The sequence below is a fragment of the Streptomyces echinoruber genome (assembly GCF_014651135.1).
In the GTDB taxonomy this organism is placed as follows: Bacteria; Actinomycetota; Actinomycetes; order Streptomycetales; family Streptomycetaceae; genus Streptomyces; species Streptomyces echinoruber.
Map to the genome: position 1 here is coordinate 334,342 of NZ_BMWH01000002.1, position 25,821 is coordinate 360,162.

At 74.3% G+C, this 25,821-nt stretch carries 23 protein-coding genes and 1 pseudogene; 9 read left to right on the forward strand and 15 right to left on the reverse strand.

All coding sequences use genetic code 11. The features are described from left to right. Positions 1 to 253: 253 nt before the first annotated feature. A complete protein-coding gene (locus IE225_RS04540; RefSeq protein ID WP_190055983.1) occupies positions 254 to 1,213 on the forward strand; it encodes an anti-sigma factor RsbA family regulatory protein in 960 nt (319 codons plus the stop codon). 119 nt (positions 1,214 to 1,332) lie between these two features. Continuing rightward, entirely contained in the window at positions 1,333 to 2,211 is an 879-nt protein-coding gene (locus tag IE225_RS04545; protein ID WP_229879249.1) for an alpha/beta fold hydrolase, read from the forward strand. A gap of 32 nt (positions 2,212 to 2,243) precedes the next feature. Here the strand turns inward: IE225_RS04545 and fxsT are convergent, their stop codons facing one another. From fxsT to IE225_RS04570, 5 genes are all read right to left on the reverse strand, one after another. Next, on the reverse strand, positions 2,244 to 6,266 hold the full coding sequence (fxsT, locus tag IE225_RS04550) for an FxSxx-COOH system tetratricopeptide repeat protein (protein WP_190055984.1): 4,023 nt from the start codon (positions 6,264 to 6,266) through the stop codon (positions 2,244 to 2,246). Next, on the reverse strand, positions 6,263 to 7,681 hold the full coding sequence (locus IE225_RS04555) for a TIR-like protein FxsC (protein WP_190055985.1): 1,419 nt from the start codon (positions 7,679 to 7,681) through the stop codon (positions 6,263 to 6,265). The genes fxsT and IE225_RS04555 overlap by 4 nt, the downstream gene beginning before the upstream one ends. Before the next feature lie 105 nt (positions 7,682 to 7,786). Beyond that, positions 7,787 to 8,494, reverse strand: coding sequence for an AAC(3) family N-acetyltransferase (locus IE225_RS04560; protein WP_190056105.1), 708 nt, complete (start codon positions 8,492 to 8,494; stop codon positions 7,787 to 7,789). A 67-nt stretch (positions 8,495 to 8,561) separates the two neighbouring features. Next, the gene (fxsBH, locus tag IE225_RS04565) at positions 8,562 to 10,697 is read right to left on the reverse strand and encodes a radical SAM/SPASM protein FxsBH, inactivated beta-hydroxylase extension form (protein WP_190055986.1); all 2,136 of its coding nucleotides are present in this window, start codon (positions 10,695 to 10,697) and stop codon (positions 8,562 to 8,564) included. 232 nt (positions 10,698 to 10,929) lie between these two features. Beyond that, positions 10,930 to 11,106, reverse strand: a complete 177-nt coding sequence (locus IE225_RS04570) for a hypothetical protein (protein ID WP_190055987.1) — start codon at positions 11,104 to 11,106, stop codon at positions 10,930 to 10,932. Positions 11,107 to 11,401: 295 nt separating this feature from the next. On the opposite strand from IE225_RS04570, the gene IE225_RS04575 reads away from it, so the two are divergent. Next, complete coding sequence (locus IE225_RS04575; protein WP_190055988.1) at positions 11,402 to 12,319, forward strand: DUF4231 domain-containing protein; 918 nt, start codon at positions 11,402 to 11,404, stop codon at positions 12,317 to 12,319. A 79-nt stretch (positions 12,320 to 12,398) separates the two neighbouring features. Here IE225_RS04575 and IE225_RS04580 read toward each other — a convergent pair whose 3' ends face one another. The 3 genes from IE225_RS04580 to IE225_RS04590 form a co-directional block, all read right to left on the reverse strand. Then, positions 12,399 to 12,875 (reverse strand): hypothetical protein, encoded by a 477-nt coding sequence (locus IE225_RS04580; protein ID WP_190056106.1) that lies wholly within the window; start codon positions 12,873 to 12,875, stop codon positions 12,399 to 12,401. Positions 12,876 to 13,097: 222 nt separating this feature from the next. Continuing rightward, on the reverse strand, positions 13,098 to 14,135 hold the full coding sequence (locus tag IE225_RS04585; protein ID WP_190055989.1) for a rod shape-determining protein: 1,038 nt from the start codon (positions 14,133 to 14,135) through the stop codon (positions 13,098 to 13,100). A 321-nt stretch (positions 14,136 to 14,456) separates the two neighbouring features. Further along, positions 14,457 to 14,924, reverse strand: a complete 468-nt coding sequence (locus IE225_RS04590; RefSeq protein ID WP_190055990.1) for a hypothetical protein — start codon at positions 14,922 to 14,924, stop codon at positions 14,457 to 14,459. 275 nt (positions 14,925 to 15,199) lie between these two features. Between IE225_RS04590 and IE225_RS04595 the strand changes: the two genes are divergently transcribed. Next, positions 15,200 to 15,430, forward strand: a complete 231-nt coding sequence (locus tag IE225_RS04595) for a helix-turn-helix domain-containing protein (protein WP_229879233.1) — start codon at positions 15,200 to 15,202, stop codon at positions 15,428 to 15,430. A gap of 70 nt (positions 15,431 to 15,500) precedes the next feature. Here IE225_RS04595 and IE225_RS04600 read toward each other — a convergent pair whose 3' ends face one another. The 3 genes from IE225_RS04600 to IE225_RS04610 all read right to left on the reverse strand — a co-directional run bounded on the left by IE225_RS04600 (position 15,501) and on the right by IE225_RS04610 (position 18,212). After that, positions 15,501 to 16,631 carry a methyltransferase domain-containing protein gene (locus tag IE225_RS04600; RefSeq protein ID WP_190055992.1) on the reverse strand — a complete coding sequence of 377 codons (1,131 nt, stop codon included), beginning with the start codon at positions 16,629 to 16,631 and terminating at the stop codon, positions 15,501 to 15,503. Between the two features lie 13 nt (positions 16,632 to 16,644). Then, the gene (locus IE225_RS04605; RefSeq protein ID WP_190055993.1) at positions 16,645 to 17,571 is read right to left on the reverse strand and encodes a radical SAM/SPASM domain-containing protein; all 927 of its coding nucleotides are present in this window, start codon (positions 17,569 to 17,571) and stop codon (positions 16,645 to 16,647) included. 269 nt (positions 17,572 to 17,840) lie between these two features. Further along, positions 17,841 to 18,212 carry a DUF6415 family natural product biosynthesis protein gene (locus tag IE225_RS04610; RefSeq protein WP_190055994.1) on the reverse strand — a complete coding sequence of 124 codons (372 nt, stop codon included), beginning with the start codon at positions 18,210 to 18,212 and terminating at the stop codon, positions 17,841 to 17,843. Between the two features lie 165 nt (positions 18,213 to 18,377). Between IE225_RS04610 and IE225_RS04615 the strand changes: the two genes are divergently transcribed. Beyond that, on the forward strand, positions 18,378 to 19,619 hold the full coding sequence (locus IE225_RS04615) for a helix-turn-helix domain-containing protein (protein WP_229879234.1): 1,242 nt from the start codon (positions 18,378 to 18,380) through the stop codon (positions 19,617 to 19,619). Further along, the gene (locus IE225_RS04620; RefSeq protein WP_190055995.1) at positions 19,597 to 20,037 is read left to right on the forward strand and encodes a GNAT family N-acetyltransferase; all 441 of its coding nucleotides are present in this window, start codon (positions 19,597 to 19,599) and stop codon (positions 20,035 to 20,037) included. The genes IE225_RS04615 and IE225_RS04620 overlap by 23 nt, the downstream gene beginning before the upstream one ends. Here IE225_RS04620 and IE225_RS04625 read toward each other — a convergent pair. The 3 genes from IE225_RS04625 to IE225_RS04635 form a co-directional block, all read right to left on the reverse strand. Further along, positions 20,019 to 20,489 carry a hypothetical protein gene (locus IE225_RS04625; protein WP_190055996.1) on the reverse strand — a complete coding sequence of 157 codons (471 nt, stop codon included), beginning with the start codon at positions 20,487 to 20,489 and terminating at the stop codon, positions 20,019 to 20,021. The genes IE225_RS04620 and IE225_RS04625 overlap by 19 nt on opposite strands. Positions 20,490 to 20,575: 86 nt before the next feature. After that, the gene (locus tag IE225_RS04630; RefSeq protein ID WP_190055997.1) at positions 20,576 to 20,761 is read right to left on the reverse strand and encodes a hypothetical protein; all 186 of its coding nucleotides are present in this window, start codon (positions 20,759 to 20,761) and stop codon (positions 20,576 to 20,578) included. Continuing rightward, on the reverse strand, positions 20,758 to 22,200 hold the full coding sequence (locus IE225_RS04635) for an acyl-CoA synthetase (RefSeq protein ID WP_190055998.1): 1,443 nt from the start codon (positions 22,198 to 22,200) through the stop codon (positions 20,758 to 20,760). The genes IE225_RS04630 and IE225_RS04635 overlap by 4 nt, the downstream gene beginning before the upstream one ends. 310 nt (positions 22,201 to 22,510) lie before the next feature. Between IE225_RS04635 and IE225_RS04640 the strand changes: the two are divergent. After that, positions 22,511 to 23,384, forward strand: a pseudogene (locus tag IE225_RS04640) (ATP-grasp domain-containing protein). Between the two features lie 52 nt (positions 23,385 to 23,436). Here IE225_RS04640 and IE225_RS04645 read toward each other — a convergent pair. Next, positions 23,437 to 24,045 (reverse strand): hypothetical protein, encoded by a 609-nt coding sequence (locus IE225_RS04645; RefSeq protein WP_190055999.1) that lies wholly within the window; start codon positions 24,043 to 24,045, stop codon positions 23,437 to 23,439. A 130-nt stretch (positions 24,046 to 24,175) separates the two neighbouring features. On the opposite strand from IE225_RS04645, the gene IE225_RS04650 reads away from it, so the two are divergent. Both IE225_RS04650 and IE225_RS04655 read left to right on the forward strand, forming a co-directional pair. Next, positions 24,176 to 24,949: an IclR family transcriptional regulator gene (locus IE225_RS04650; RefSeq protein ID WP_190056000.1), complete on the forward strand. Its 774-nt coding sequence runs from the start codon at positions 24,176 to 24,178 to the stop codon at positions 24,947 to 24,949. Continuing rightward, on the forward strand, positions 24,946 to 25,812 hold the full coding sequence (locus IE225_RS04655) for an SMP-30/gluconolactonase/LRE family protein (RefSeq protein ID WP_190056001.1): 867 nt from the start codon (positions 24,946 to 24,948) through the stop codon (positions 25,810 to 25,812). Before IE225_RS04650 ends, IE225_RS04655 begins: the two co-directional genes overlap by 4 nt. The last annotated feature ends 9 nt before the right edge of the window (positions 25,813 to 25,821 follow it).

The following is a 25,821-nucleotide window of genomic DNA, read 5'->3' on the forward strand; positions in this document are numbered from 1 at the left end:
TACGTGAGGGTGAGGACGTGTACGACCTTGAGCTTCCGGCCGTGACCGGCGCAGCCGGCGCCGCTGACACCGCCGCCGACTCCGACGCCGCTGACACCGCCGCCGGCGTCGGCGCGTCCGCGGCCGCCGCGCGCCGCCCCGCGCCGGCCCGGCGGCGCGGCACGCACCGGCCGCCTCCCGAGCCGCCCCGGATACCGGAGCCGTTCCGGCAACCGTTCCGGCCCGGCCCGCCGGCGGGCGAGGGGGTGGGGCGATGACGTCCGCGCCCGCCGGGGCCGGGCTGCCGCCGCGTCCGGGGCCCTTCGTCCATCCCGCGCTGTTCTACCGCGACCAGGAGGAGTACCTGGCCGGCATCGTGCCGTTCGTCCGGGCGGGCCTGGCCGGCGGGGAGCCGGTCGCCGTGGCCGTGCCCGGGGAGAACCTGGAGCTCGTCCGGGCCGCGCTGGGCGAGGACGCGGAGCGGGTCCGGCTGCTCGACATGCGCCGGGCCGGCCGCAACCCGGGCCGGATCATCCCCGGCGTGCTGCGTGCCTTCGCCGACGCCCAGCCGCCCGGCCGCCGGGTGCGGATCGTCGGCGAGCCGATCTGGGCCGGCCGCAGCGCCGCCGAGTACCCGGCCTGCGCCCAGCACGAGGCGCTGATCAACGCGGCCTTCCGCGGCCGCGAGGCGACCATCCTGTGCCCGTACGACGAGCGGCGCCTGGACGAGCGGGTGCTGGCCGACGCGCACGCCACCCACCCCGTCGTCATCCCGGCCGGACCGGGCCGGCAGCGGGACAGCGCGGCGTACGACCCCGACCGCGTCGTCGCCGGCTACAACGAGCCGCTCCCCGTCGTCCCGCACGCCCTGACGTTCCCCTTCGACGCCGCGCTGCTCTCCCGCGCGCGGCACGTCGCCACCGGCGAGGGCGCCCGGCTCGGCCTGACCGGGATCCGGCTGGAGGACCTGGCCCTGGTCACCGCCGAGCTCACCACCAACAGCGTGGTGCACGGCGGCGGTTCGGGCGTGCTGCGGGTGTGGGCCGAGGACGGCCACGTGCTGTGCGAGGTGCGCGACCGGGGCCGCATCACCGACCCGCTGGCCGGGCGCCGGCCCGCGCCGCGCGAGCAGCGCGGCGGGCGCGGGCTGCTGCTGGTCAACCTGGTCGCGGATCTGGTGCGGGTGCACACGGGGGCGGACGGTACGACCGTACGCTGCTGGTTCGCCCGCTGAGAGCGCCGCCGGCCGCAGCGGGCCCGGCGGCCCGGCCGCGCCGTTTCGCCGCGCGGCCGCCCGGGCAGGGAATCGGCAGCGTGGTCCCGGTCATGGGCCCGGGGGAGGGGGACGCGGCGGTGCATGACCAGGTGCGGACGGCGGACGGGCGGCGGTTGCGGTTCGACGTCTCGGGGGATCCGCACGGCAGTCCGGTGTTCCTGCTGCACGGCATGCCCGGCAGCCGGGTCGGTCCCCGGCCCCGGCCGATGTTCCTCCACCAGCGCGGGGCGCGGCTCATCAGCTTCGACCGCCCCGGCTACGGCGGCTCGGACCGCCGGCCCGGGCGGCGGGTGGCGGATGTGGTGGCGGACGTGGCCGTCGTCGCCGACGCGCTGCGCCTGGACCGGTTCGCGGTGGCCGGCCGCTCCGGCGGCGCCCCGCACGCCCTGGCCTGCGCGGCGCTGCTGCCCGAGCGGGTGACCCGGGCGGCCGCGCTGGTGGGGCTCGCGCCGCGGGACGCGGAGGGGCTGGACTGGTTCGCGGGCATGGCGCCGTCCAACGTCAGCGAGTTCCGCGCGGCGTGCACCGACCCGGAGCGGTACGCGGCCCGGCTCATCCCGCGGTCCCTGGCGATCCGCAGCAACCCGGCGCGGCTGCTGGAGGAGCTGCGCGCGGATCTCACCGACGAGGACCGGATGATCGTCTCCGACCTCACCATCCGCTCCATGCTGCTGCGCGCCTACCTGGAGGCGCTGCGCACCTCGCCCTACGGCTGGCTCGACGACGTGCTGGCGCTGACCGGCCCGTGGGGGTTCGACCCGGCGCAGATCCGGGTGCCGGTGCTGCTGTGGCACGGCGCGCGGGACGTGTTCTCGCCCGCCTCCCACTCCTCCTGGCTGGCCGCGCGCATCCCCCGCGCCACGGCGGTGCTGGAGCCGGCGGCGGCCCACTTCGCGGCCCTGCGCGCCCTGCCGGACGTGCTGGACTGGCTGCTGGAGGGCACACCGCGGACCTGAGGCGCCGGCCGGGCCCGCGAGGGCGCCGCCGGTCACACCGCCAGCGGCTCCAGGTCCCGGTACACGCGCCGCTCGTGGGTGGTGAAGTGGGTGATGCCGTTGTTCTCGCCGAGCTGCCGGAGCTGCCGCACCAGCTGGGTCAGGGCCTCCTCGCGCAGCAGGCGGGCCTCGTCGGTGCGGCCGAGGGCGTGCAGTGTCAGGGCGGCGTTGCCGACCACGGCGAGGGTCTCGGGATGCTGCGGGCCGAGCACCTCGCGCAGCGCGTCCATCGCGTGCTTCTCCCGCTGCCAGGCCTCCTCCGGCCGGTCGGTGCCGGCCAGCACGATGGCGTAGTTGGCCGAGCAGAACAGGGTGTGGGGGTGGCGGTCCCCGAGCACCTCCGTCATACGGCCCAGCACGCGCCGGAAGACGGCCTCGGCCTGCTCGGCGTCGCCGCAGCCCCAGTGGAAGATGCCCAGGTTGTTCAGCGCGGCCTGGGTGTAGGGGTGGGCCTCGCCCGGCACCTTCAGGTACGCGGCGAGCACCCGCTGGGCCACCCGGCGGGCCTCCTCCTGCTCGTCGGCCGCGTACAGGTCGGCGGCGAGGTTGAGTTCGCAGGCCAGCGAGTCGGGGGTGGTCTCGGGCAGCGCCCGGTACCGCTCCAGCGTGGCCGTGGTCAGCCGCCGGGCGTCCTCGAACCGGCCCGAGCGGCGCAGCGACACCGCGAGCGACTTGGCGCACCGCAGGGTGCCCGGGAATTCCTTGCCCAGCGTCTGCTTGTACTGGGCGTAGGCCCGCTCCAGCACCTCCACGGACTCCGTGTACCGGCCCACCTCCCGCAGGTCGCGGCCGCGGCCCTCGGCGGAGGCCAGGGTGTAGGGGTGGTCGGGGCCGAGGACGCCGGTGCGGCGGGCGTGGGTCTCCTGGTCGATGCGCAGGGCCTCCCGGTAGTCGCCGACCATGCGCAGGGCCAGCGCCAGGTTGTTCGCCGCGTTCAGGGTGCGCGGGTGGGACTCGTGGAAGATCTGGCTGAACCCCTCGTGCGCCTCCTTCGCGAGCTGCACCGCCCGCGTGTACTCGCCGAGCGCGGCCAGGTCGCTGGAGAGGCTGGAGGTGGTGACGTAGGTGTGCGGGTGGGTGGTGCCCAGCACCCGGCGCTGCCGCTCGCGCAGCCTCTCGTCGATCTCCCGGGCCTCGACGTACCGGCCCTGCGAGCGCAGCACGTTGGCGAGCTGCCACTCCAGGTACAGGGACTGCACGTCGTCCTCGCCGAGCAGGGCACGCCAGTGGGCGAGCAGCTCCTCGGCGAGCTGCTGGGCGCGCACCAGCTCGCCGCGCTTCCACAGGTAGCGGACCCGGTCGATGAGCAGCCGGCGCGGCTCGGCCTCCCGGCAGTTGCGCACGTCCGCGGCGGCCAGGTGCGGCCAGATGACGTCGAACTGGCCCCAGCTCTTGTTGTCGTCCACCGGCTCGTCGCCGTCCGGGCGGGCGCCCGCCAGCACGGTGTGCACCACGTGCCGGGCCTGCCGCTGCTCGTCCTCGCTCATCTGGGAGCGGATCACCGCCTGCACCAGGCGGTGCACCTGGACGGAGCTGGAGACCTGGTCGACCTTGGCGAGCGCGAGCTGGCCGATCTCCCGGATGACCCGGCCCAGCAGCAGGCTCTCCTGCAGGGAGGGGTCGTAGGGCTTGAGCGCCTCGATCATCTCCTTGCCGTACAGCAGCTTGGAGGAGATCGGCTCGGGGGCGAGGAAGGCGCACAGCTGCAGCAGCCGCACCGACGCGGGGGAGCGCTCCTTGAGCCGCTCGATGGAGATGTTCCAGGTCGCGGCGACCGTCTCGGGGTAGTCGGCGGCCTGGTTGAGGGCCAGCACCGCGGCCGTCTGCTCGGTGAGCCGGCGCAGGTACTCGCCGGTGGGGGTGGCGGTCTCGGCGAGCCAGGCCGCGGCCTGCTCCACGGCGAGCGGCAGGTCGCCGACGGCGGTCGCCACCTGGTCGGCCTCCTCGGGGGTGAGGCCGGGGGCGCGCCGGGAGAGGTGCTCGACGCTCTCCTGCCGCTGGAAGACGTCGACGGCGAGGGTGGCGCCCCGCTGCGACCAGGCCTGGTTGCGGGAGGTGACGAGGATGTGCCCGCCGCTGCCGGCCGGCAGGTAGGGGGTGAGCTGCGCGGGGTCGTCGGCGTTGTCGAAGACGAGGATCCACCGCTCGGTCGGCTTCCCCCGCGCCAGCATGTGGACGGCCTCCTGACTGGTCAGCGCCATGTCCTCGCCGCCGGGCGCGCCGATGCGGGCGCCGAGTTCGGCGAGCGAGGCGACCACGTTGTCGACGTGCTCGGCGGACACCCACCACACCAGGTCGTAGTCGGCCATGAAACGGTGCACGTACTCCAGCGCGATCTGCGTCTTGCCGACCCCGCCGAGACCGAACAGGGCCTGCGGCTGCGGCAGGACGACGGACATGCCGCCGCGCAGCTGCTCCCGCAGCTCCTCCAGGATGCGGCCGCGCCCGGTGAAGGTGCTGTTGCGCTGCGGCGCGTTCCAGTACATGGGGGTGCGGCCGGGGAAGCGGGGCAGGGCCGGGCCCTCCTGCGGCGGCTGCGGGCGCAGGTTCAGCGCGCCGAGCAGGACATCGGCGCACTGCGACTCGTTCAGCCCGTGCAGGTCGACCAGGCCGGGCGGCTCCGGGTACGCCTCCGGCAGCCGCACCTCCTCCACCCGCAGGGGCACCAGGGTGCCCGGCGGGATTCCGGGGTCGGCCAGCAGGCCGAGGACGGCACCGGCCTGCCGGGAGCGGGTCAGGGCGGTGGAGAGCACCACCAGGGTGCGGGCGGCGGCGTCGGGCGGGCCGAGGGGGGCGGCGGACAGGTCGTGCAGGGTGGTGTCGCAGCCGGCCCGCTTCAGCAGCGACTCCAGCCACTCGGCCCACATCCGGTTCTCCGCCGGATACGCCACGACGACCTCGGTGGCGCCGGCCGGCGGACGGCGCCGGATGAACGCGTCACGGCAGCGCTGCCGCACCGGTTCCGGGATCGGCGGCAGCGCGGTCACCTCCCCGTCGGAGAGGACCGCGGTGAGCCGTTCGAACGCCGACAGCAGCGACTTGGGGTCGCCGGTCTCGTCCCCGAAGGTCGCCAGCGTCTCCTCGTAGGCGTAGTACGGGCGGTAGGGGATCTCCACACTGCCCCAGTAGGCGGTGGTCTCCTCACCGCTCAGCGGCTCCCCGTCCGGCCCCTTGGGCAGCCCGTCGAACTTCAGCCGGGCCAGCGCGCGGCCCGCGTCGACCTTGTCCTTCTCGCCCTCGTCGATGCGCATCGGCACCGGCAGCACCCGGATGTCGCGCTCCGGGTGCCGGACGCTGCGCGCCACGCCGGCGGCGCCGTCCAGGGACTGGTCGCTGAGCGTGAAGCAGTCGACGAGGACGTCGGGCATCTGCATGGTGCAGATGTCGGCGTTGTCGGACAGCCCGGTGCGCGAGTCGATCAGGACGTAGTCGTACGTCCGCTTCATGCCGGCGCGCAGCGCCTCCAGGAACAGGCCGCCGCCGAGCCGCTCGTAGAAGTTGTCCCACTCCAGCTTGGAGACGGTGGCCGAGTAGGCGCGGTCCTGGCGGCCGGCGGAGAGGAAGTCGAGCGAGCCGCCGTCGGGGAAGCTCAGCCCCAGCCGCTCCGGGACGAGGGAGACGGCGTGCTGCTCGACGTCGGCGAACTCCTCGTGCCAGGGGCCGGTGCGGTGCCGGCCGGTGGTCGCGGCCCACGAGTAGTCGTTGATGATGTCGATGACGCCGGTGGTGGCGGCCAGCGCGTCGGGGTCCAGGAAGGGGTGGAAGAAGCGGTGCAGGCCGGGGGCCTCCAGGTCCCAGTCGACGGCCAGGACGCGTTTGCCGTTCGCGGCGAGGATCCACGCGGTGTTGGCCAGCGCCATGGTGCGCCCGGTGCCGCCCTTGTACGAGTAGAAGGTGATGATCCGCCCGTCGCGGCCCCGCCGCCCGTCCGCCGCGCCCGCGGCCGCGGCCGCCGGGTCCGTGCCCGCGGCCGCCGGGTCCGTGCCCGTCGTCCGTCCGTCCTGCAAGGCCGTCATGCCTCTCCTCCGTCTCCGTCGTGGTCTCCCGCCGGCGGGGGCGGCGGACAGGGGGACCCCAGCAGACGGGGCCTGGGGATGTGCGGGCCCGCCGGCGGGTGGGCCTCGGCGTGCTTGAGGTACTGCCGGGTGGTGTGCGCCACCACGGCGGGCAGCAGGTCGGTGAAGGCCTTCAGGGTGGGGACGCCGGTGACGGCCGTCCGGCAGTCGGTGCGCCGGCCCCGCTCCAGCACCAGCGGCAGCGCGCGCTCCAGCTCCTCGGCCAGGCGGCGCCCCTCCTCGCCGTGGCACTGCAGGTCGGCGCGGTTGCGGGGGACGATCGCGCTGACCCAGGGGCGGGCGCCCGCGTCGAACGCCTTCAGTCTGCGCCGGCGCTCCTCGTCGGTGAGCGCCCACTGGTCGACCAGCAGGATGCCGGGGTGGCCCGCCGCGGTCCGCCCGTCCGCGTCCGTGTCCGGGTGGGCGTGCGGGTGGGCGTCCGGGTGGGCGCCGGCGGTACCGGACGCGCCGGTGTCCCCGGTGCCGTCGGCGTCCGGGGGCGGTGCGGGCCGGTCGTCGGGGGCCTCGTCGTCGAAGGAGACCACGGTGACCCGGTAGTCCAGGGAGCGGATGAGGTCCTCGGCGAGCGCGGACAGCGGGCGCGTGGACTCCGAGTGGTAGGGGTTCCAGTCGCGCGGGTCGTCGCCGTAGGGCCGGGGATCGCGGTACTCGGGCAGGGCGTCCCGGGTGGGCGCGGCCACCGTCAGACGGATGTGCCGGGGACCGGTGCCGCGCGGCTTGAACGCGCTGGGGGTGCTCTCGTAGTCGCGGGGCCGGTCGGGCGGCAGTGGGGACTCGCGGGCGACGTCCACGATCCGCTGGGCCAGGCTCAGCACGATCTCCTCGTACTCGTCGCGCAGCCGCTTCAGTTTGATCAGCCCGTAGATGCCGCCGGTGGCGTACCGGCTGCCCCAGGCCGCCTGGTCGAGGTGGACGTGCCGTACGGAGTCGGGCAGTTCGCTCAGGTCGACCCGCGTCCACAGGGCGGGCACAATGGCGGAGACGCCGCCGGCGCCGGTGGCCCGGGCGCGCAGCATCCGCTCGTTGAACGCGAACCACTCCCGGCCGCACATCTCGCTGGAGAAGTAGCGCGGCGACAGCAGCGGCACGAACACCCGGCAGGTGGCGAGGTTCTCCGCCAGCTTCTCCGGCCAGCCCTCCCCGGAGCGCATCTCCCGGTCCATGAAGCCGACCGGAAAGCCCGCGGGCAGGTCGGTGATCGCCATGATGTGGGTGCACAGGTCCCGGTACAGCACGCGCACCCAGTGGTCGGGGTCCCCGCTGTCCGGGCCCCACGGCGGGGTGTGGGCGTAACTCAGGAAGAAGTAGGGCCGTTCGTGCCGCGGCCCCCCGCGGCCCTGTCCCGGTGCGTCCACGCGTCCCCCTGCCCGCCGCCGAGCCGAGGGTCTGCCTGGTGCCGACGGCTTCGTGCGATCGAAGCAACAATGTGCCCGACCGGTGGCCCGCAAGGGCCGCCGGTTTCACGCCATTCCATGGCGGTATCCGGCCATCTGGTCCCGGGCGTGGTCGACGGCGGCCCGCATTCCGAGGAGGACGACCTGCTTCCCCGCCCACCTGCCCCGCCGGAGCAGGGCACGCGGCAGCCGCGCCCCGATGGCGGCGAAGTCGCCGTCGTCCAGGGCGAGATCCCGGTAGGTGATCCAGTTGCCCTTGCCGCCCACCACGCACCGGTAGTCGCGCAGCGGCGGCCGCGGGACGGTGCGGTACTCGGCGAGGTGGAAGGCGCTGCACACCTCGAACCCGACGCGCAGCAGCAGGATCTGCGCGTCGGCCGCGTACAGCCGCGCCAGCGGCGAGCGCTCCCCGAGATGGCAGTGCGGATCGTGCCCGTCCATCAACTCCCGTGCCCGCGGCCCGAGTCCGGCCAGCGAGGTCTGCGGGTGGGCGCTGCGCACGGCACCGGGCGTGGTGCGGACGCACTCGGCGAGCGCGCCCATCGCCGGGCACGGGGTGGCGTCCGGCTCGAACGGCGGCATCGCGGCCCGGAACGCGGCGAGTTCCCGCGCGTCCAGCCCGGCGGTGAGCTCCCGGTGCGCGCGGGAGGTGTCGGAGTTCTCCGGAGTGAAGGCGGGCACGACGAGAGTGCCGCGCGGGCCGAGCACGTCCAGCAGGGCGTCCCGCACCCGCTCCGGCGGCGCCCCGGTGCCGCCGAGCGCGGCGTGCACCATCAGGACACCGCCCGGCCGAACCCCCAACCTACGCAGCAGCGACGGCAGTTCGCCGACGGACGCGGGCTCACCCACGGCCGTCCGCCCACTGGGACCACAGGCGGGCGGCCAGCACCGCGCCGGTCGGGGTCAGCTCCCGCTCGGGCAGCAGGGTGAGCGCCGTCAGCGCCTCGGCGGCCGTGTCGTACGCGCCGTCCCCGATCCCCTGGTCGGCCTGGTCCAGCAGGGCCCCGGCCGGGCTGCCGGGCAGGTGCAGGTCGGCGGTCTCCCGCAGCGCGGCGAGCCGGGCGCGGCGCGCCAGGCGCGGCAGGTGCCGGGCGAAGTCCTCCGGTTCGACGTCGATAGCCACCCCGAGGGCGCCGAACCCGTGCGCGCCCAGCCGCAGTCCGCTGCCCGGGGCCAGCGGGGTGAGCGTGGTGACGGGGAACGCGCCCGGGTCGCCGCGCCACTCGGGCGTGTGCTTGTCCAGCAGTTCGCAGGCGCGGGCCAGGCGCTCGGCGAACACCCCGGATGCCAGCGGCGCCACGACGGGCGCCGGAAAGCAGTCGCGGTAGGGGTCGGCGTCGTCGACGAGCGGGCCGTCCTGCCACAGCCGCTGCAGCGGGCGCCAGCGCGGGTGGGCGGCGTCCTCGCCGAGCCGGATCCGTGCCGCCGCGGTGCCGCGGCGCACGGTGAACCCGCCGTCCCGCACCGTCACCTCGACCCGGCCGGGGGCGGCCAGCTCGTACGTGCCCAGGCCCGGCAGGTGCAGCCGGGTGCCGGGCTGCTCCCAGGCCAGCGCGGTCTCGGCGCCGGCACGCAGGGCGGCGGCGACGGCCAGGGACATGAAGCGGGCGGTGTCGGCGGGGCCGCGCCGGGAGCGGTGCAGGGAGGTGCGGACGTAGGGGTGGGCGAGGACCTCGTCGAGGCGGGCGGCCGTCGCCGGGTCGGCGTCCAGGGCGAGCAGCAGCCGCCAGGCCGGCGCCCAGTCCCGCTCGGCGGCCAGCTGCTCGTGCACCCGGCGCAGCAGCATCCGGTCCAACTCGAGCTGGGCGTAGCGCAGTTCGGCCGGGTTCAGGACGGCGGGGGAGAGGGAGCGGTCGGTCACCCGGTGCGCGATGCCCTCGATCAGCGCCTTCAAGTCGGCGCAGAAGACACTGGGGTTGTCGAAGCCCCGCCCGGAGCGGTACCGGTGCCCGTACAGGCCGCCGCCGCAGGAGTCGACCACGCTGCAGCGGCGGCAGGTCTCGCTGACCCCGGCGAGGCCCGCCTGCCGGGCGCGCACGCCGGGGTGCGCGGCGAACTCCTCGAAACCGTGCCGGCGGATGTCGTACCCGGTCTCCGGCGCACCCGGGTACGCGGTCTTGAGCCAGTCCGCCTGCTCGAAGGCGCCGTCGGTCTCGACCACGGCGAGGTCGCTGGGCGCCAGCCCCAGGGCCTCGGTCAGGCTGGGGCCGCCGCGCAGGGTGCTGAGGATCGAGTCGAAGGTGCGCACCGGCACCTTCCGGCCCTGCTGCTCCCAGCGGTCGAACACCGCCAGCAGCCAGTCGGCGTACGCGGTGGGGCGGCCGGATGGACGGGGCGGCGGGTTGTCCCAGGTGGAGTGCGGCAGCAGGTAGTCGATGCGGGGCGGGTCGAGCGCGGTGAGCGCGTCGTGCACCGCGACCGGGTCGTTGGCGAGGTCCACCGTGCACAGCACCGCGGCGAACAGGTGCCGGTACTCCGGTTCCCGCAGCAGGCGGATGCCGCGCAGCACCCGGTCGTAGCTGCTGCGTCCCCGCCGGTCCAGGCGGTGCCGGTCGTTGGCCTCCCGGTGGCCGTCCAGGGAGACGCCGACCCGGACCCGGAACTCCCGGCACACCTCCAAATGGCGCCGGTTGAGCGTCACCGCGTTGGTGTGCATCCGTAAGTCGAGGGTGGTGACCGGCGTCAGGGCGCGGGTCAGTTCGGCGCAGATCTCGCGCAGCCGGGCGGGACCGGCCAGCAGGGGCTCACCGCCGTGCAGGATCACCGAGACGGACCTCAGGCCGCGCCGCTCGGCGTACGCGGCGAACTTCCCGGCGACGAGCCGTACCGTCTCCGGCGCGACGACCACCGGGCGCGAGGCCCAGCTCTGGTCGGCGTGCCGGTACACGTAGCAGTGGTCGCAGAGCAGGTCGCACCGACTGTGCACCTTCAGGACCAGCTGCGTCAGGGGTGGTGGAGCGCCGGGCTGACTCGTCACGCGGCGAGTGTGGCAGAAGTCCGGGCTTCAAGCATCGCGAAGACCGGACATCACGGCACGGCCGCTCTCCCGGCGGACACGCCCGGCCGACACCTTCCGGCCAATCCCGGCCAATCCCTTCCAATCCCGGCCAATCCCGGTCGGTCCTGGCCGGTCGCGGCCGGGCCGGACGTGGCGGCCGTGGCCGGGCCGACGGCCCGGGCACCCACGTCCGGGTGACCGCCGCGCGGATTCAGGCGTTCGAGTTGAACGTGACCGACCGGGAGGCCGGGACGGGCGTCGCGCGCTCGGTGGCCCGCACGGTGCGCGGGGCGTACGGGTCGATGTCGGCCAGCGGCGTGTGCCGGCGGGATGGCTGGGCGGGGGCTGACGAACGCGGCGTCCGCGCCGTCGTCACGGGGAGGTTCATGGTCGTCTCGTCGCTTCGGTCGGGATGGCCGAACGCCATCGGTGGTCCCAGCCGGCCCGTCGTGGGCCGTGACCCGGAGCGTGACGCAGTGCCGGGTGCCGCCGCACGTCGAGGCGGTCTGGTCGTTGAGCGGACGATACATCAGAAAGTTGGCGCGAAGGCGGCGGCGCCGGGACTGTCCGGCCTCTGTCCGAGTCCCTGCTGGGTCCCTACTCTGAACCGTGGGAGCGTGCCCCTGTCACGGGGGGGACCAACGGGGCACCACGGGGGAACCACGGGGGAGCATGGGGGGACCATGGGGACCACGCTGACACCGCCACCGCGCAGCACGCTGGGCGACGGGGACCTTCCTCCGCTGTTCCGGCAAAGTGATCAACTGGCGCTGCTCTGTCAGAGTGAGTCCTTCCGGGCCGTGCGCACCCACCTGCTCCTGCTGCTCCTGGCGACGGCCGCCGCCACCGCGGCCGAACAGATACGCGGCCACGCACCGGCGGCGCTGGCGGCGGCCCTGTACGCGCTGACCGTCCTGATCGGCCTGCACACCTCCCGGCGCCGGGCCCGGGCCCGCTGGCAGGCCCACCGGGCCGTCGCCGAGCTGCTGAAGTCGCTGGCCTGGCAGTACATGGTGCACGGCGGCCCCTTCCACTCCCGGGTGCCCGACCCGGAGGCCCTGTTCGCCGAGCGCCTGGAGGAACGGCTGCGGGAGCTGCGCAAATGCGGCTGGCAGGACGCGCGCGAGGGGGCCGCGACACGCGGCACGGCGCAGATCACGCCCGCCATGCGCGCGGTGCGGGCCAAGCCCTTCGAGGTGCGCCGGGACCTGTATCTGCGCGACCGGCTCCTGGAACAGGCCGTGTGGTACAAGAACCGCGCCGCCCAGGCCCACCGCGCCTCCGCCCGCTGGTCCGCCGTCACCGCCGCGCTGACCCTGCTGGCGCTGGCCGCCGCGGTGCTGCGGGCCCTCGGCGTCATCGGCGGCTGGGACCTGGCCGGCCTGCTCAGCGCGGGAGCGGCGGCCGGCGTGGCCTGGCAGGAGGTGCGCCGGCACCGGCCGCTGACATACGCGCACTCGCTGATCGAGCAGGACCTGGAGACACTCCGGGTGGCCATGTCCACCACGGTCACGCGGGAGGGGTGGGCGGAGGCGGTGGCGGAGGCGGAGCGGCTGGTGTCGCCGGCGCACACGGAGTGGCTGGTGCGGTTCGGAAGCTGAACACCCCTCTGCAGCAAGGGATATGACGGAAGATCAGCCGCTTAGTACTCCCTCCCGCGGCAAGGGATGTGACGGTACGTCAGTCGCGTAGCACTCCAGCCCGCCACAGCACCGTCACCGGCACCCCCTGGTGGCGGGCGTACGCCACCACCTCGGCGGTGCCGCCCCGGCCGCGGGCCGGGCGGCCGTCCCAGACGGCGACCAGGCGGTCGGCGTGGTCGACGATCCAGCGGCCCGCGGCGAGGTAGGCGTCCTCGTGGGTGGGCGCCGGGGGCAGCTTCACCCGGCGGCGGCAGGACCTCAGCAGGCGGCGGTAGCCGGCCAGCGCCTCGTCGCCGCCGAGATGGGCCTCGTAGTCCATGCCCGGGATCACGGCGGTGACCGGCACCCCGCTGTCCAGGGCGACGTCCGCGAAGAGCTGGTCGGCGCCGGCCGCGAGACTGCTGAGGGCCTCCACGACGCCGCCGCCGCGCAACTGCGCGCGCATCGCGGCCCGCAGGGACGGCAGCAGGGCGGCGGGCAGGGACCGGTGACCGGTGACACCGATACGGGTCACACCGGCACCGCCGCCGGTGGCCTGGGTGGAGATCACGCGGCGCCCCCTCGTCGTCGCCGTCGGTGACCTCACCCTAGCGGCGGGGGCACGCCGTGCGTAGGGGGACGGGGGAGCGCGTGGGGGCGGCCGGCAGCTCACCGTTCTCGGCACCGTCCACAACTCGGGGCGGGGGAGTGCGCGGGGTGGGGCGGGGGAGTGCGCGGGGGCGGCCGTGGGGCGCGGTCAGCCGGCCAGCGGGTCCAGCACCAGGGGCCGGATGCGGCCCTCCAGCATGGCGCCCAGGCCCTGGACGGCGCAGGTGTCGGGACGTTCGGCGATGTACACGGGCATGCCGGTGTACTGCCGCAGCATCTGGTCCAGGCCGGGCAGCAGAGCGCTGCCGCCGACCATGGTGATGCCGCGGTCGGCGAGATCGGCGACCAGGTCGGGCGGGCAGTCCCGCAGCACCTTGCCGATGCCGTCGAGGATCGCCGTCAACGGGGTCTGGATGGCGTCGCGGACGGCCGCGGTGTCGACGCGCACGGAGCGGGCGAGCCCGGTGGCCACGTCCCGGCCGTGGATCTCGGTGGAGTCCGGGCCGTGCGGGCTCAGGCCGTTCCCGGACAGGGCGAGCTGCAGGGGCCGCACGGACTGGGCGGGCAGCACGAGCGCGTGCTCGTGCCGCAGGTGCTGCACGATCGCGTGGTCCACGGCCTCGCCGCCGACCGGGATGCGTTCGGCGGTCACGATGGAGCCCAGCGACAGCACGGCCACCTGCGTGGCGGCCGCCCCGCACACCATCACCATGGTGGCCTCCGCCCGCTCCACCGGCAGCCCGCAGCCGACCGCCGCGGCGATCAGCGTGTCCACCAGCTCCACGCGGCGCGCGCCGAGCCCGACCAGCGTCTCGATCGTGGCGCGCTGGGCGAGCGGATCGGCGTCGTGCGGGGTGCAGGCCGCGGCGCGCAGGAACGGCCTGCGGCGCAGCGAGCGGCGGACCTTGCCGCCGAGCAGCTGCCGCAGCATGCGCTGCGCCATCTCGATGTCGACGACCGTGCCGCCGGAGATCGGGCGCACCACGCGGATGTAGTTCGGCGTGCGGCCCGTCATCTTCTCCGCGAACTCACCCACCGCGATCAGCGCGTCGGTGCGGGTGTTCACGGCGGCGACCGACGGCTGGTCGACGATCAGGCCGGAACCCCGGACGTAGACGCGGGTGCGGGCCGCGCCCAGGTCGACGGCGAAGTGGCAGCGGCGCAGCCGCTCCAGCGTGGCGGTCATGCGGAGCCTCCCGAGAGCGCGGATCGTGGGGCCGCCATCGGCGGCGGCATCGCGGCGCACCGGTCGGTGGCCTTTTCGGCATCCTGCGGGGGATCGGCGCGGACCGCCTTTTGGAGGGGGCCGTGCGGGGTGCCGCCGAATGGGTGGTCTTCGGGGCCGGGGGCCGGGGCACGGGCGGGGGTCCCCGGGGCGGGGGCGTGGGGCCGTGGGTTCCGGGCGTGGGGCCGTGGGTTCCGAGGCCCGTGCCCCGGGTGCGGGGCACAGGACCCGAGGCATGGGCGTGGGGTACGGGACCCGGGGCCCACAGAGCTCTTCTCGGCTTCAGGACTCGGCGGGCCAGAACTGCACGAGGTACTTCTCCACGCCGTGGCCGGTACCCTCCTGCTCCGACAGCGCAGCAGCTTCTCTCCGGCCACTGCAGCTCACGCGCACACGCCACGACCCGCCCGAGTCCGAGAGCGTGATCACGTCGTCGGCGCGGCCCAACCCCATGGACCACACGGCAACTTCACCGCTCGCCGACTCGAAATCCGCTTCAGCCTGCTCATCCCACTTCCCGGGATTCTCTGCGGGCGGCGGGCCATCCCACACCTGCACGGTGACCGCGGCGGTGTGCGTATGTCCGGCGCTGTAGACGTCGAGACGGCCGGGGAAGGGGTTCAGGAACACACCTTCGGCGAAGTCGTCCGGGAACGGCACCGGCAGATCGGCATCGTCGGACTCCTGAAAGCCAAAGCCGTGGTACTCCACATCGGCATCGAGGTGTTGCTGCCGGACAAGCACGGCCATGAAAGCCCCTTCACCGAGACACCCTTCACCGAGACAGACGACTGGTCCTCAGTGTGATCCCAAGCCGCTCTCGGTGCATGCCGGTTGGGCTTGCGAAGAAGGGAGCTCGTCCAGAGACACGCGCCCCACGGCCCTGCCGATGCTCGGGGAGCGCGCCCATGACATCCCCACTCCGGCACCGTGGCCGACCCCATCGACCGTACGAGCGCATGACCACAGTCCCAGGGCCTGGAGCCGCCTACGAAGGGAGCCGGCTCCCTGCCCAGTTTTGTCGAGTGCCTCGCGACGCCCCGGACTGGATCATCGAACGACGTCGCGAGCCGGGCGACCGCATCGCCGATCTGCGGGTGGCCGCGCACCACACCCAGGAGTCCTTCTGCGAGGCCACCGGCATCAGCCGCAGCCACCTCCAGCGCATCGAGTCCGGCGAGGCAGATCCCCGTTACGGAGACCTCCTGCGGATCGCCGCCGCGCTCGACACCCGGGTCTCGCTCCTCGTCGACTGACGCCAAAGGCCCCGCCCGTCCGCTCTCGTGGCAGACAGGCGGGGCCGCCGGAGTCGTGATCTCGCCCGGCCTACAGGGTCACGGACCAACCGCCCCGGGACAGCGTCGTTTCACCGTCCGGGGAGATGCGCACGCGGGCTCCGTAGACCGGCAGCCCTCCCTCACGGTTCAGCCGGTTGCGGATGCGTTCCAGCGCATCCCACAAGCGTCGCGGACCACCCTGATACACGGTCGGCGCGTCAAGGAATCCGGCAGCTGTTGCCCGCGCCCACGACCCGTCGGCGTGCACCATCCACACCGTCCGCTCATCCCCGTCCTGCTGGACGCGGTGCTCGATCCCCGGCACCTCCAGTTCCAGCATCGACATGACGTCCCAGGAGTCCGGCACGTACAGCAGTGGATACCGGCTGGTGCTCACCTGGTCGGCGTCGGCGAGCTGCGCCGTTTCCCACACCTCCTCGGCCGGTGCTTCGTAGTCGTCCCCGTGCCGTGTGCGCATGAACCCCGCCGGGTCCCGTGCGATGCGGCCCACGGCTCCGCCGTCCTCCGTCTTGTCCGCGGTGAGGATCAGTCCGGTTCCAGCGATGGTGGTGACCAGTCGCCCGCCAGGTCGCAGCGCAGCCAGCCACGACGCCGGTACGGGCCGCACGGACACCGTGGACACGATGCGGTCGTACCGGCCTGGCAGGTCACCGGTGATGTCGCAGACGGCCAGCTCGGGCCGGCAGTCGGTCATCGCAAGCCTGTCTGCCGCCCGTTCCACAAGGTCCGGGTCGACGTCGATGCTCGTCACCTGCTTGTCGCCGAGGCGCCGGCAGGCGAGGGCGGTGCCGTAGCCCGTCCCCGTGGTGACCAGCACCTCGGAGTCGTCGGCGATCATCGCGTGCCGGTACATCTGCACGATCAGCCCGGGCAGGGGGCTGGAGGACGTGGGACGCCCGGTCACGACGGCGCCCGCTGGAGCAGCGTCGGCGTGCAACGGACCCACCCGAGTCACGAGCGTACGGTCGCTGTACACGGTGCGCAGCCACTCGTCTGCCGGCAGGGACCGCCCGTCCTTCGCCTTCCACCGGCCGCCCGTGTTCTCCCACCAGCGCGGGACGAAGACGTGCCGTGGCACGCCGGCCAGCGGCCCGTGCCAGCGGGACTCCGGGCGGACGACCTCGGCCGCCAGGCGCCGCGCATACGCCTCCCAGTCCATCAGCGCCTCCGTCCTAGCTGTTGTACTTGGGGTTGCAGGCCGGCGTGCGGCTCGGGTCGCAGTCGTTGGAGTCCGCCGGCGTGCACGCACCGGTCGGGGCCGCACCCGGTGACGGCATGCACGAGTCCTCGTCCGGCGTGCATCCGGACCTGACGCGCGGCGGGATGAGCTGCTTCACCTGCCCCCAGCGGTCGCTCTCGAACACGGTCTTCAGACTCCCACCCTTCACCGAACCGGTGGGCAGGAACCGGCCGAGAACACACGGCGTGACCGTGCCGTCCGGCATGATGGCGGCCCTGCCGTTGGCGCAGTTCCCGCACAGTTCAGACGTGGACGGCAGCAGCTTGGCCGCGTTGCCGACCCCTCGGACACGGTCCATGTTGATGTCCGACACCCCGAGCGCTTCGAGTTCCGCGCGCGCCTGGTCGACGCGCTGGCCCTCGAGGACGTCGACGATGCCGACCTGCACGTGGATGCCGCGCCGCAGCGCCTCGATGATGTTTGCGCGGGTGGCCGCGTGGCTGCCCTTTCGTCCGGTCACCGCGTCGTGCCCCTTGTCGGTGTCGGCGTAGTACGAGGTGGCCAGGGACACCCCACGCCGCTCGAACAACTCCCAGTGCTCCAGCCTCACCTTGTAGAGGTTGCTGTACACCTGGACACCGAGGCCGCGTTTCAGAGCGTGCTCCACCAGCTCGGTGAACTGGGGGTGCAGCGTCGGCTCGCCACCGATGAACTGGACCTTCGTCACCCCGATGCGGGCGGCCTCGTCGATGACCTGCTTCCAGTCGTCAGCGGTCATGGTGCCGTGCCCCTTGGTCGGGCCGGCTTCGGCGTAGCAGTGCGACGAGCAGGTCAGCTGACACCGGTTGGTGATCTCCAGTTCGAGGAAGGTCACGCCACCCGGGGCGGTGTTGGCGGGCGGTTTGAGCAGTGCGGTCATGTTGGTGCCTCTCCTTCGGGCTGTTGTTGCGGAGCGGAGACAAGGACCTCTCCCGCCGGCGTCTTGCGGAACACCGGCGAGAGAGGCGGGCCCGCCCGCGCCGGGTCTTCCGGAACGCCGGCGGGGCGGGGGAGGCGGGGGATCTGAGGTGCGGCCCTGACCCGAAGCGGCCGCCATGGGGGTGCGTCAGTGCGGAGTCCTCGCGAGCACCAGGGCGAGGACCGGGCCGGTCACGGCCACCACGTACACGGCCAGGCCGAGGACCGCTCTCACGGCCGCCCGCCGCCCAAGGTCTTGTAGTGGTCGCACAGGGCGTTGACGCAGCGGGCGAGCTTCTGCGCCACGGCCACGCGGACCTCCGGCGTGCGGCCGTTCCCGAGCCGCAGCTTGCCGCGCGCGTCACCGACGCAGGCCAGGGCGCAGTGCCGCTGGGCGTTGTCCGTCGGTGTCCGCTCGGCGGCCTGCTGGACCTCGGGGATGAGCAGCTGCATGTGCCCGCGCAGCGCCAGCACGAGCGTGTCCAGATCGTCAGCGGAGAGCCCGGTGGCGAAGACGCGGCGCGCGGTGGCGCGCATCGTGTCGATGTCCAACGGGCGCGTATCCGGCTCTGCCGCGGTGGGCGGTTGGACTGTACTGTTCATGGTGTCGACGCTCCTCCGTAGCGTTGGCCACGCCCCGGGGCCGTTCGCGCGGTCGCCGGGGTCGACTTGGGCCAATGTCCGGTCCGCTGACGTCTTCAGCGCGTATGAGTAGCGTGTCCTGTGCAGACCGTCAGCGACAGCGTTCTCCTGTCCGCTTCAGTCCGCATGGCTGCGGACACTGCGGACAGCGCGGACAAGGGGTGCCTGATGCAGAACGAGACCTTTGGCCAGGCCCTGCGGCGTCTGCGTGGCAGCCGATCCGTCCGGGACGTCGCTGATCTGGCCAACTGCGGGAAGAGCTACGTCTCGGACCTGGAGAACGGCAAACGCCAGCCCACCGAGGGCATCGCCATCGCCCTCGACCGGGCGCTGGGAGCCGGCGGGGAGCTGATCGCCTTGGCGCAGCACCGTCCGGGCGCCGGCGTGCTGGAGCAGGTCGACGCTCTCCAACAGGGCCTGGCTGAGTCCCTGGCCGCAGGCCCCATGACGGACGCGACATTTGAGGAGTGGGAGTACACGGTGGCCCGCCATGGCAGGGCCACCCGCTACCGGCCCGAAGAGGAGCTACTCCCGGAACTCCTGTCGGACTTCCAGGACTTACGTCTCGTGCTCACACACCGCCACCAGCCGTCGGCGCACAAGAAGCTGCTGATCGCCTCAGCGCAGCTCGCCGGGGTGATGGCACTGACGCTGCTGAGGCTGGGAGACGACCGGTCGCGGGCCTGGTGGCGCACCGGGCGTGCCGCGGCAGCCGCCGCAGAGGACCGAGCCGTCCTGTCCTGGCTCTACGCCCAGGAGGCCTACCAGCTCTACTACGGCGGCGACCTGTACGGAGCTGTCGAACTTGCCCGCCGAGCCCAGCAACTGGCCGGCGGCCTGCCGTGCGTCGGAGCAGCCCTCGCCGCGCCCCTGGAGGCGCGTGCTCATGCCCAGCTCGGTGCAGCCGAACCAGCCGTCCGCGCTCTCGAGGCGGCAGAGACGGCTCTCTCCCGCCTTCCTGAAGAAGACCGTATCGGCTCCGCCTTCGGCTACAGCGAGAGCCAGCTGCGCTTCCACGCCGGAAACGCCTGGACACACCTCGGCCAGACGTCACGAGCCCGGGAGGAACACGGCCGCGCCTTGGAGCTGTACCCGCCGACCGACTACATGGACCTCGCCCTGATCAGCCTCGACCGGGCCATGTGCGAAGCTCTCGACGGTGACCCCGCCGCAGCCGCGGCACACGCGACGCAGACCATCGTCGCCCTGCCCCAGCAGCACCGCTCCGCCTTGATCATCTACCGGGCCCGCGAGGTAGCGGCTAAGGTGCCCCAGGCACAAGGAGCACCGGAAGTGCAGCTACTGCGCGGGGTGTTGGCGCTCCCCGCGAGTGAGAGGGACGACAGTGAGGATCGACGAGGCGACTGAGGCGGACATCGACGTTCTGTCCACGCTGCTCGGCGAGGTCGAGGCGTACTACGGTGGCCGGGCCACCCCGGGCGACCCGGAGCAGATCCGCGCCGCGCTCTTCGGCCCCCGCCCGGTCGCGACCGTGCTGATCGCCCGCACTGACGACGTGCTCGGCTTCGCCTCCTACAGCTTCCTCTGGCCCGCGGCCGGCGCCGACACGTCCATCTACCTCAAGGAGCTGTTCGTCCGAGAGCAGCACCGCCGCCGCGGCGTCGCCCGCGCACTGATGGACGCCGTACGCGACGCAGGCCGAGCCGCCGGCTGCTCACGTCTGGAGTGGACGGCGGACACCGACAACCCGCCTGCGCTCGACTTCTACAAGAGCCTGGGCGCCGAGACGCACCAGGGCAAGGTCTTCTATCGCTCGGCCTTGTAGAGCCCATCGCCCCCGGGAGGAGCCAGGCCCGTCGTGGACACGCCGGGTGATCCGGTCTCGCCGTCTTTGCCGTTCCGCCCGTCCTTGCCGTTCTGCCCCTCCTTGCCGTGCTTGCCGTTCTGCCCTGGCGAGCCTGCCGGTCCCGGCGGTCCGGGTGATCCGCTGGGGCCGACGACGTTCTTGCCGGGCTCGCCCCGGCTGTCGGGCGGCCCGGCGACCGGTGACGCGCCGAGCCGCTCGACCTGCGCGGCCAGAGCGTCGCGCGCCTTGTTCGCGGTCTCCAGGTCCTGGTGCAGGCTGACGAACTGAAGCGCGAGGAAGGCCATCCCGCCGACGAGGACGACGACCATGCCGGCGATGACAACCCCGACCCGCGGAAGCGGCAACTGCCGTGGCGGCCTCGGCGACTTCACGGCGTGCTTCGCATCCTCCCGATGACCGACGGTCTTCACCGAAGTCATCCGCCTGCCGCCGGCCCGAGCATCGGGAGCCCCGCTCCCACCAGACCCATGACCTGCAACTTCACGATGCACACCGCTCACTGGGGTACGGGCGCGAACGGCGGCGTGGGTGCGGGCGCGGGCGGCGTCGTGGCCCTGGCGGCCCAGGGGGCCGCCAGGCGCGGGAAGTCACCATCCGGGCAGGGGAGTTGTGCGAAGCCGTCGGTGGCCAGGGAGAGGGTCCGCCGGGCGGAGAGCCGCCCGGCGGAGGGGTGCGGGGTCATGCGGTCAGCGCCCGCTTCATGATCTTGCCCAGGTCGTTGCGCGGGAGGGAGTCGCGGTAGCGGACCGCGCGGGGCCGCTTGTGCGGGGCGAGCCGCCGGGCCACGTGGTCCGCCAGCTCCTCGGCGGCCGGCGGCGCCTGCGGGTCGGCCGGGACCACCCAGGCGACGATCCGCTCGCCCAGGTCGGCGTCCGGCTCCCCGGTCACCGCCGCCTCGCGCACCCCGGGGTGTTCCAGCAGGGCGTTCTCGATCTCCCCGGCGCCGATCTTGTAGCCGCCGCTCTTGATGAGGTCGGTGGCCTTGCGGCCGACGATGCGGACCGAGCCGTCGGGGTCCCGGACGGCCATGTCGCCGGTGCGGAACCAGCCGTCGGCGGTGAACGCGGCGGCCGTGGCGTCGGGCCGGTTCAGGTACCCGGTGAACAGGTTCGGGCCGCGCACCTGGATCTCGCCCACGGTCTGGCCGTCCCATACGGTGATCGCCGAGCCGTCCTCCTCGACCAGCCGCAGCTCCACGCCCGGCAGCGGCACGCCCACGGTGCCCGGCCGGGCCTCGCCGTCGGCGCGGACGCTGGTGTTCATCAGCGTTTCCGTCATGCCGTACCGCTCGATCACCCGCCGGCCGGTCGCGGCGGCGATCCGCTCGTGGTCGTGCAGCGGCAGCGCGGCCGACCCGGACACCAGCAGCCGCGCGGACGCCAGCGCCCGGACCAGCTCCGGGTCGGTGGGCAGGGCCTCCGCGAGGCGGTGGTACATGGTCGGCACGCCGAACAGCATCGTCGCGCCGCCGTTCAGCTCCCGCGCCACGCCCTCGGCCGAGAACCGCCCCAGGTGCCGCACCGACCCGCCGCGCCGCAGCGGGCCCAGCACCCCCAGCACCAGCCCGTGCACGTGGAACAGCGGCAGGGCGTGCACCAGCACGTCGTCCCCCGTCCACCGCCACGCCTGCGCGAGCGCGTCCAGCGTGGCGGCCAGGGCCCGGCGGGGCAGCACGGCGCCCTTGGGCGGGCCGGTGGTGCCGGAGGTGTAGACGACGAGCGCCGGATCGTCCTCGCCGGCCCCGCCGCCCGGGAGCGGTCCGCGGGCGCGCACGTCGACGTCGATCCGCTCGACGTCCCGCAGGGCATCCGGGAGTTCCGCCTCCGGCGGCGCCAGCACCAGCGCCGGCGCACTGTCCGCCAGGATGTGCCGCAGCTCCTTCTCCCCGGCCTTCGGGTTCAGCGGTACGGCGGCGACCCCGGCCTCCAGAGCCGCGACCACGGCGACGGCCGTCTCCGGCTCCGGCGCCGCCCACACCGCGACCCGCTCCGTCCCGCCGAGCCGTCCGGCCAGCGCGCCGGCCGCCGCGGCCAGCTCTCCGTAGGTCAGCGACCGGTCGCCGAAGCGCAGGGCGGCCCGGTCGGGCGGGCCGTCGGTCAGGGCGGGGAACAGGGAGGACACGCGCACTCCTTACGACGACGGGACACGGCTTACGACGACGGGACACGGCGGCGGCACGGAAAGCCGGGGCGGGGCTGCCCCACCCCTTCCTACCCCGGGACGGCCCCACCCCTTCCTACCCCGGGACGGACGCGATCCGCCGCCGCCGGAGGTTGACGCCGATCACCTTGACACGGGCCTCACCACCGCCGGGCCCCGCCACCGCCGGGCCCCGGCACCGCCGGGCCGCGGCGTCCCGGCCGTGGCGCGGCCGCCGGCCGTTGTTAGCCTGCGGGTCGCTCACCGCCCGCCGCGCCCGGAGGAGGCCGCCGTGTCCCGCATAGCCCTCGTCACCTGCCGCCCCGGACCGGAGGTCAACACCGACCGCGATCTGCCGGGGCTGGTGGCGGCGCTGCGGCAGGCCGGGGCGCGGGCCGAGGCGGTGGTGTGGGACGACCCGGACGCCGACTGGGCCTCCTTCGACCTGGCCGTGCTCCGCTCGACGTGGGACTACAGTTGGCGGGCGGCCGAGTTCGTCGCGTGGGCGCACCGGTGCGGCACGCTGACCAGGCTGGCGAACCCGCCGGAGGTGGTGCGCTGGAACACCGACAAGCGCTACCTCGGGGACCTGGCCGCCGCCGGGGTGCCCGTCGTCCCCACCCGCTACCTCGCCCCCCGGGGACGCGCCGGACCTCCCCGGCGAGGGCGAGTACGTCGTCAAGCCCACCTCCGGCGCCGGCGCCCGTTTCGCCGCCCGCTACACGCCCGCCGAGCACGCCACCGCCGTACGGCACCTTCGGCGGCTGCACGCCGAGGGCTTCACGGCGATGGTGCAGCCGTACATGAAGGGCATCGACGCGGCCGGCGAGCGGGCGCTGCAGTTCTTCGGCGGGCGCCTGCTGCACGCCAGCCGCAAGCGGGCCGTGCTCACGCCGGGCACGCCGTACGACGAGAAGAAAGTCGCCCACCCCGGGCTGGAGCCCTGGAGCCCGACCCCGGCCGAACTCGCCGTCGCCGAACGCGCCCTGGCCGCCGTGCCCGGCACGCCGGAGCTGCTGTACGCGCGCGTGGACCTGGTGGACGGCGAGGACGGCGAGCCGCGGGTGATGGAGCTGGAACTGGTGGAGCCGAACCTGTTCTTGGACCTGCACCCGGGGTCGGTGGCGGGGGTGGTGGAGGCGGTGCTGGCGGCGGCGCAACGCTGACCGGCGCCGATGGGCGCCGGCCGGTGCCGTCCGCCGCCGGCCGCCGGCGCCGTCAGCCGCCCCCGACCCGCGTCCGTTGCAGCAGCCCCCACGTGAACTCCGCGACCACCTCGCGGCGCACCCCCTGCCCGTCCGGGGCCGTGAAGGACAGGCCGAAACGGCTGGGGGCGGTGCCCTCCAGGGGGCGGGCCGGGGGGAAGGCGCGGGCGGCCTCCTCGACGGTGCAGGACCAGGGGGTCAGGTCGTCCAGGGTGCGCAGCACCGGGGCGGGGGCGCCCGGGGCGCGGACCAGCCACTCGTTCCAGACGGCGCCGCCGGGGGCGACGAGGACCTCGAAGCGCAGGTCCGGCCACAGCTCCACGGGCCAGCGCCAGACCTCGCAGTCGAGGTCGCCGACCCGGCGGGAGGTGGCGGGCTCCGGGGTGCCTAGAACTGAGCGGTAGCGCGCGGCGGCGCCGCGCGAGCGAGGGGAGCACACCATCGCCTGCCAGCGTTTGTTGGCCTCCCGCAGGTCGGCCGCGGAGGCACCCAGGCGACGGCGGGCGTCCTCCACCAGCCCCGGGTTGTGGTCGGCCATGCGGCGCAGCAGCACGAGCTGGAAGTGGCGGGGGGTGAAGGGGCCGGGGGCGGCGGGCGGCTTGGCGGAGGGCATGGCTCCCATCCTCGCCCGTCCGGCCGCCCCGCACGGCCATTGCCGCCGCTCTCCGCCCTGACTAGCCTGTGTTCGTCATGCCGATCGCCTGTTGGTATATCGAACGCAGGCGCCTGAGACGCAAGGGAGGGAGCCGGCCGTGGGACGTCTCGTACCTGCCGTGACCCGGGCTCTCGACATTCTCGAGCTCTTCCTGGACGGGGACGGGACCCTCTCCGCCCCCGACATCGTGCGCAAGCTGCAGCTGCCGCGCACCACCGTGCACGAGCTGGTGACCACGCTCGCCGCGCGCAAGTACATCGTCCCCGTGCCGGGGCAGCCCGGCCGCTACCGGCTCGGCGTGCGCCCGTACCAGCTCGGCGCCCGCTACGCCGAGCAGCTCGACCTCGCCGCCGAGGGCCGGCAGGTCGCCCGCTCGGTCGCCGAGACCTGCGACGAGACCGTGCACGTGGCGATTCTGGAGGACACCGACGTCATCTACATCGCCAAGGTCGACTCCACCCACGCCGTGCGCATGGTGTCGGCGGCCGGCCGCCGCCTGCCCGCGCACTGCACGTCGGTGGGCAAGATGCTGCTCGCCTCCCTCCCCGAGCAGGAGCTCGCCGCCCGCATCCCGGACGACGCCCGGCTCGTCGCGATGACCCCCCACAGCATCACCGACCCGGCCGCGCTGCGCGAGGCCCTGGCCGAGATCCGCCGCCGGGGCATCGCGGTGGAGTCCCGCGAGTCCAACCCCGACGTCTCCTGCGTGGCCGCGCCGGTGCGCGACCGCACCGGCCAAGTGGTGGCCGCGCTGTCGATCTCCGTGCCGATGATCCGGTGGAGCGAGGAGCGGCGCGCGGAACTGGAGCAGCTCGCCGCCAAGGGCGCGGCGGAGCTGTCGGAGCGGCTCGGGCACCGGAGCGCGGCATGACGGCGGCGTACGAGGCGGCGTACGAGGTGGCGGTCCGCGCCGAGGCGCGGCTCGGCGAGGGCCCGACGTGGGATGCGCGGGCGGGGCACCTGCTGTGGGTGGACATCCTCGGCTCCCGCGTGCACACCTACGACCCCGCGACCGGCCGGCGCACGGTCCGCACCACGGAGCAGCACGTGGGCGCGGCCAAGCCGCGTGCGGGCGGCGGCCTGGTGCTGAACCTGCGGGACGGCGTCGGCCTGGTCGACCCCGACGGCTCCTTCCGCTGGCTGCGCCACGACCCCGTCCCCGGCCGCCGCGGCAACGACGCCGCCGTCGCGCCCGACGGTTCGCTGTGGGCGGGCACCATGCGCTACGACGAGACCCCGGGCGGCGGCACCCTGACCCGCCTCACCGGCGACGGCACCGCCGTGACCGTCCTGGACGACGTGACCGTCAGCAACGGCACGGGCTGGAGCCCCGACGGGCGGCTGATGTACTACATCGACACCCCGACCCGCCGCATCGACGTCCTCGACCACGACCCCGCGACCGGCCGGGTCACCGGCCGCCGGCCCCTGGCCGCCGTCGAGGACGGCGCCGGCTTCCCCGACGGCCTCACCGTCGACGCCGACGGCTGCGTGTGGGTCGCCCTCTGGCAGGGCGGCGCGGTACGGCGCTACACGCCGTCCGGCGACCTGGACCGGGTGATCGAACTCCCGGTCCCGCTCGTGACGGCCTGCGCCTTCGGCGGCCCCGACCTGACCGACCTGTACGTCACGACGGCCCGGGCGGGGCTCGAGTCCCCGCCGCCCCTGGCCGGGTCGGTGTTCGTGGTGCCGGGCGCGGGCAAGGGGGTGGCGCAGCCGGCGTTCGCGGGGTGACCCGCCCCG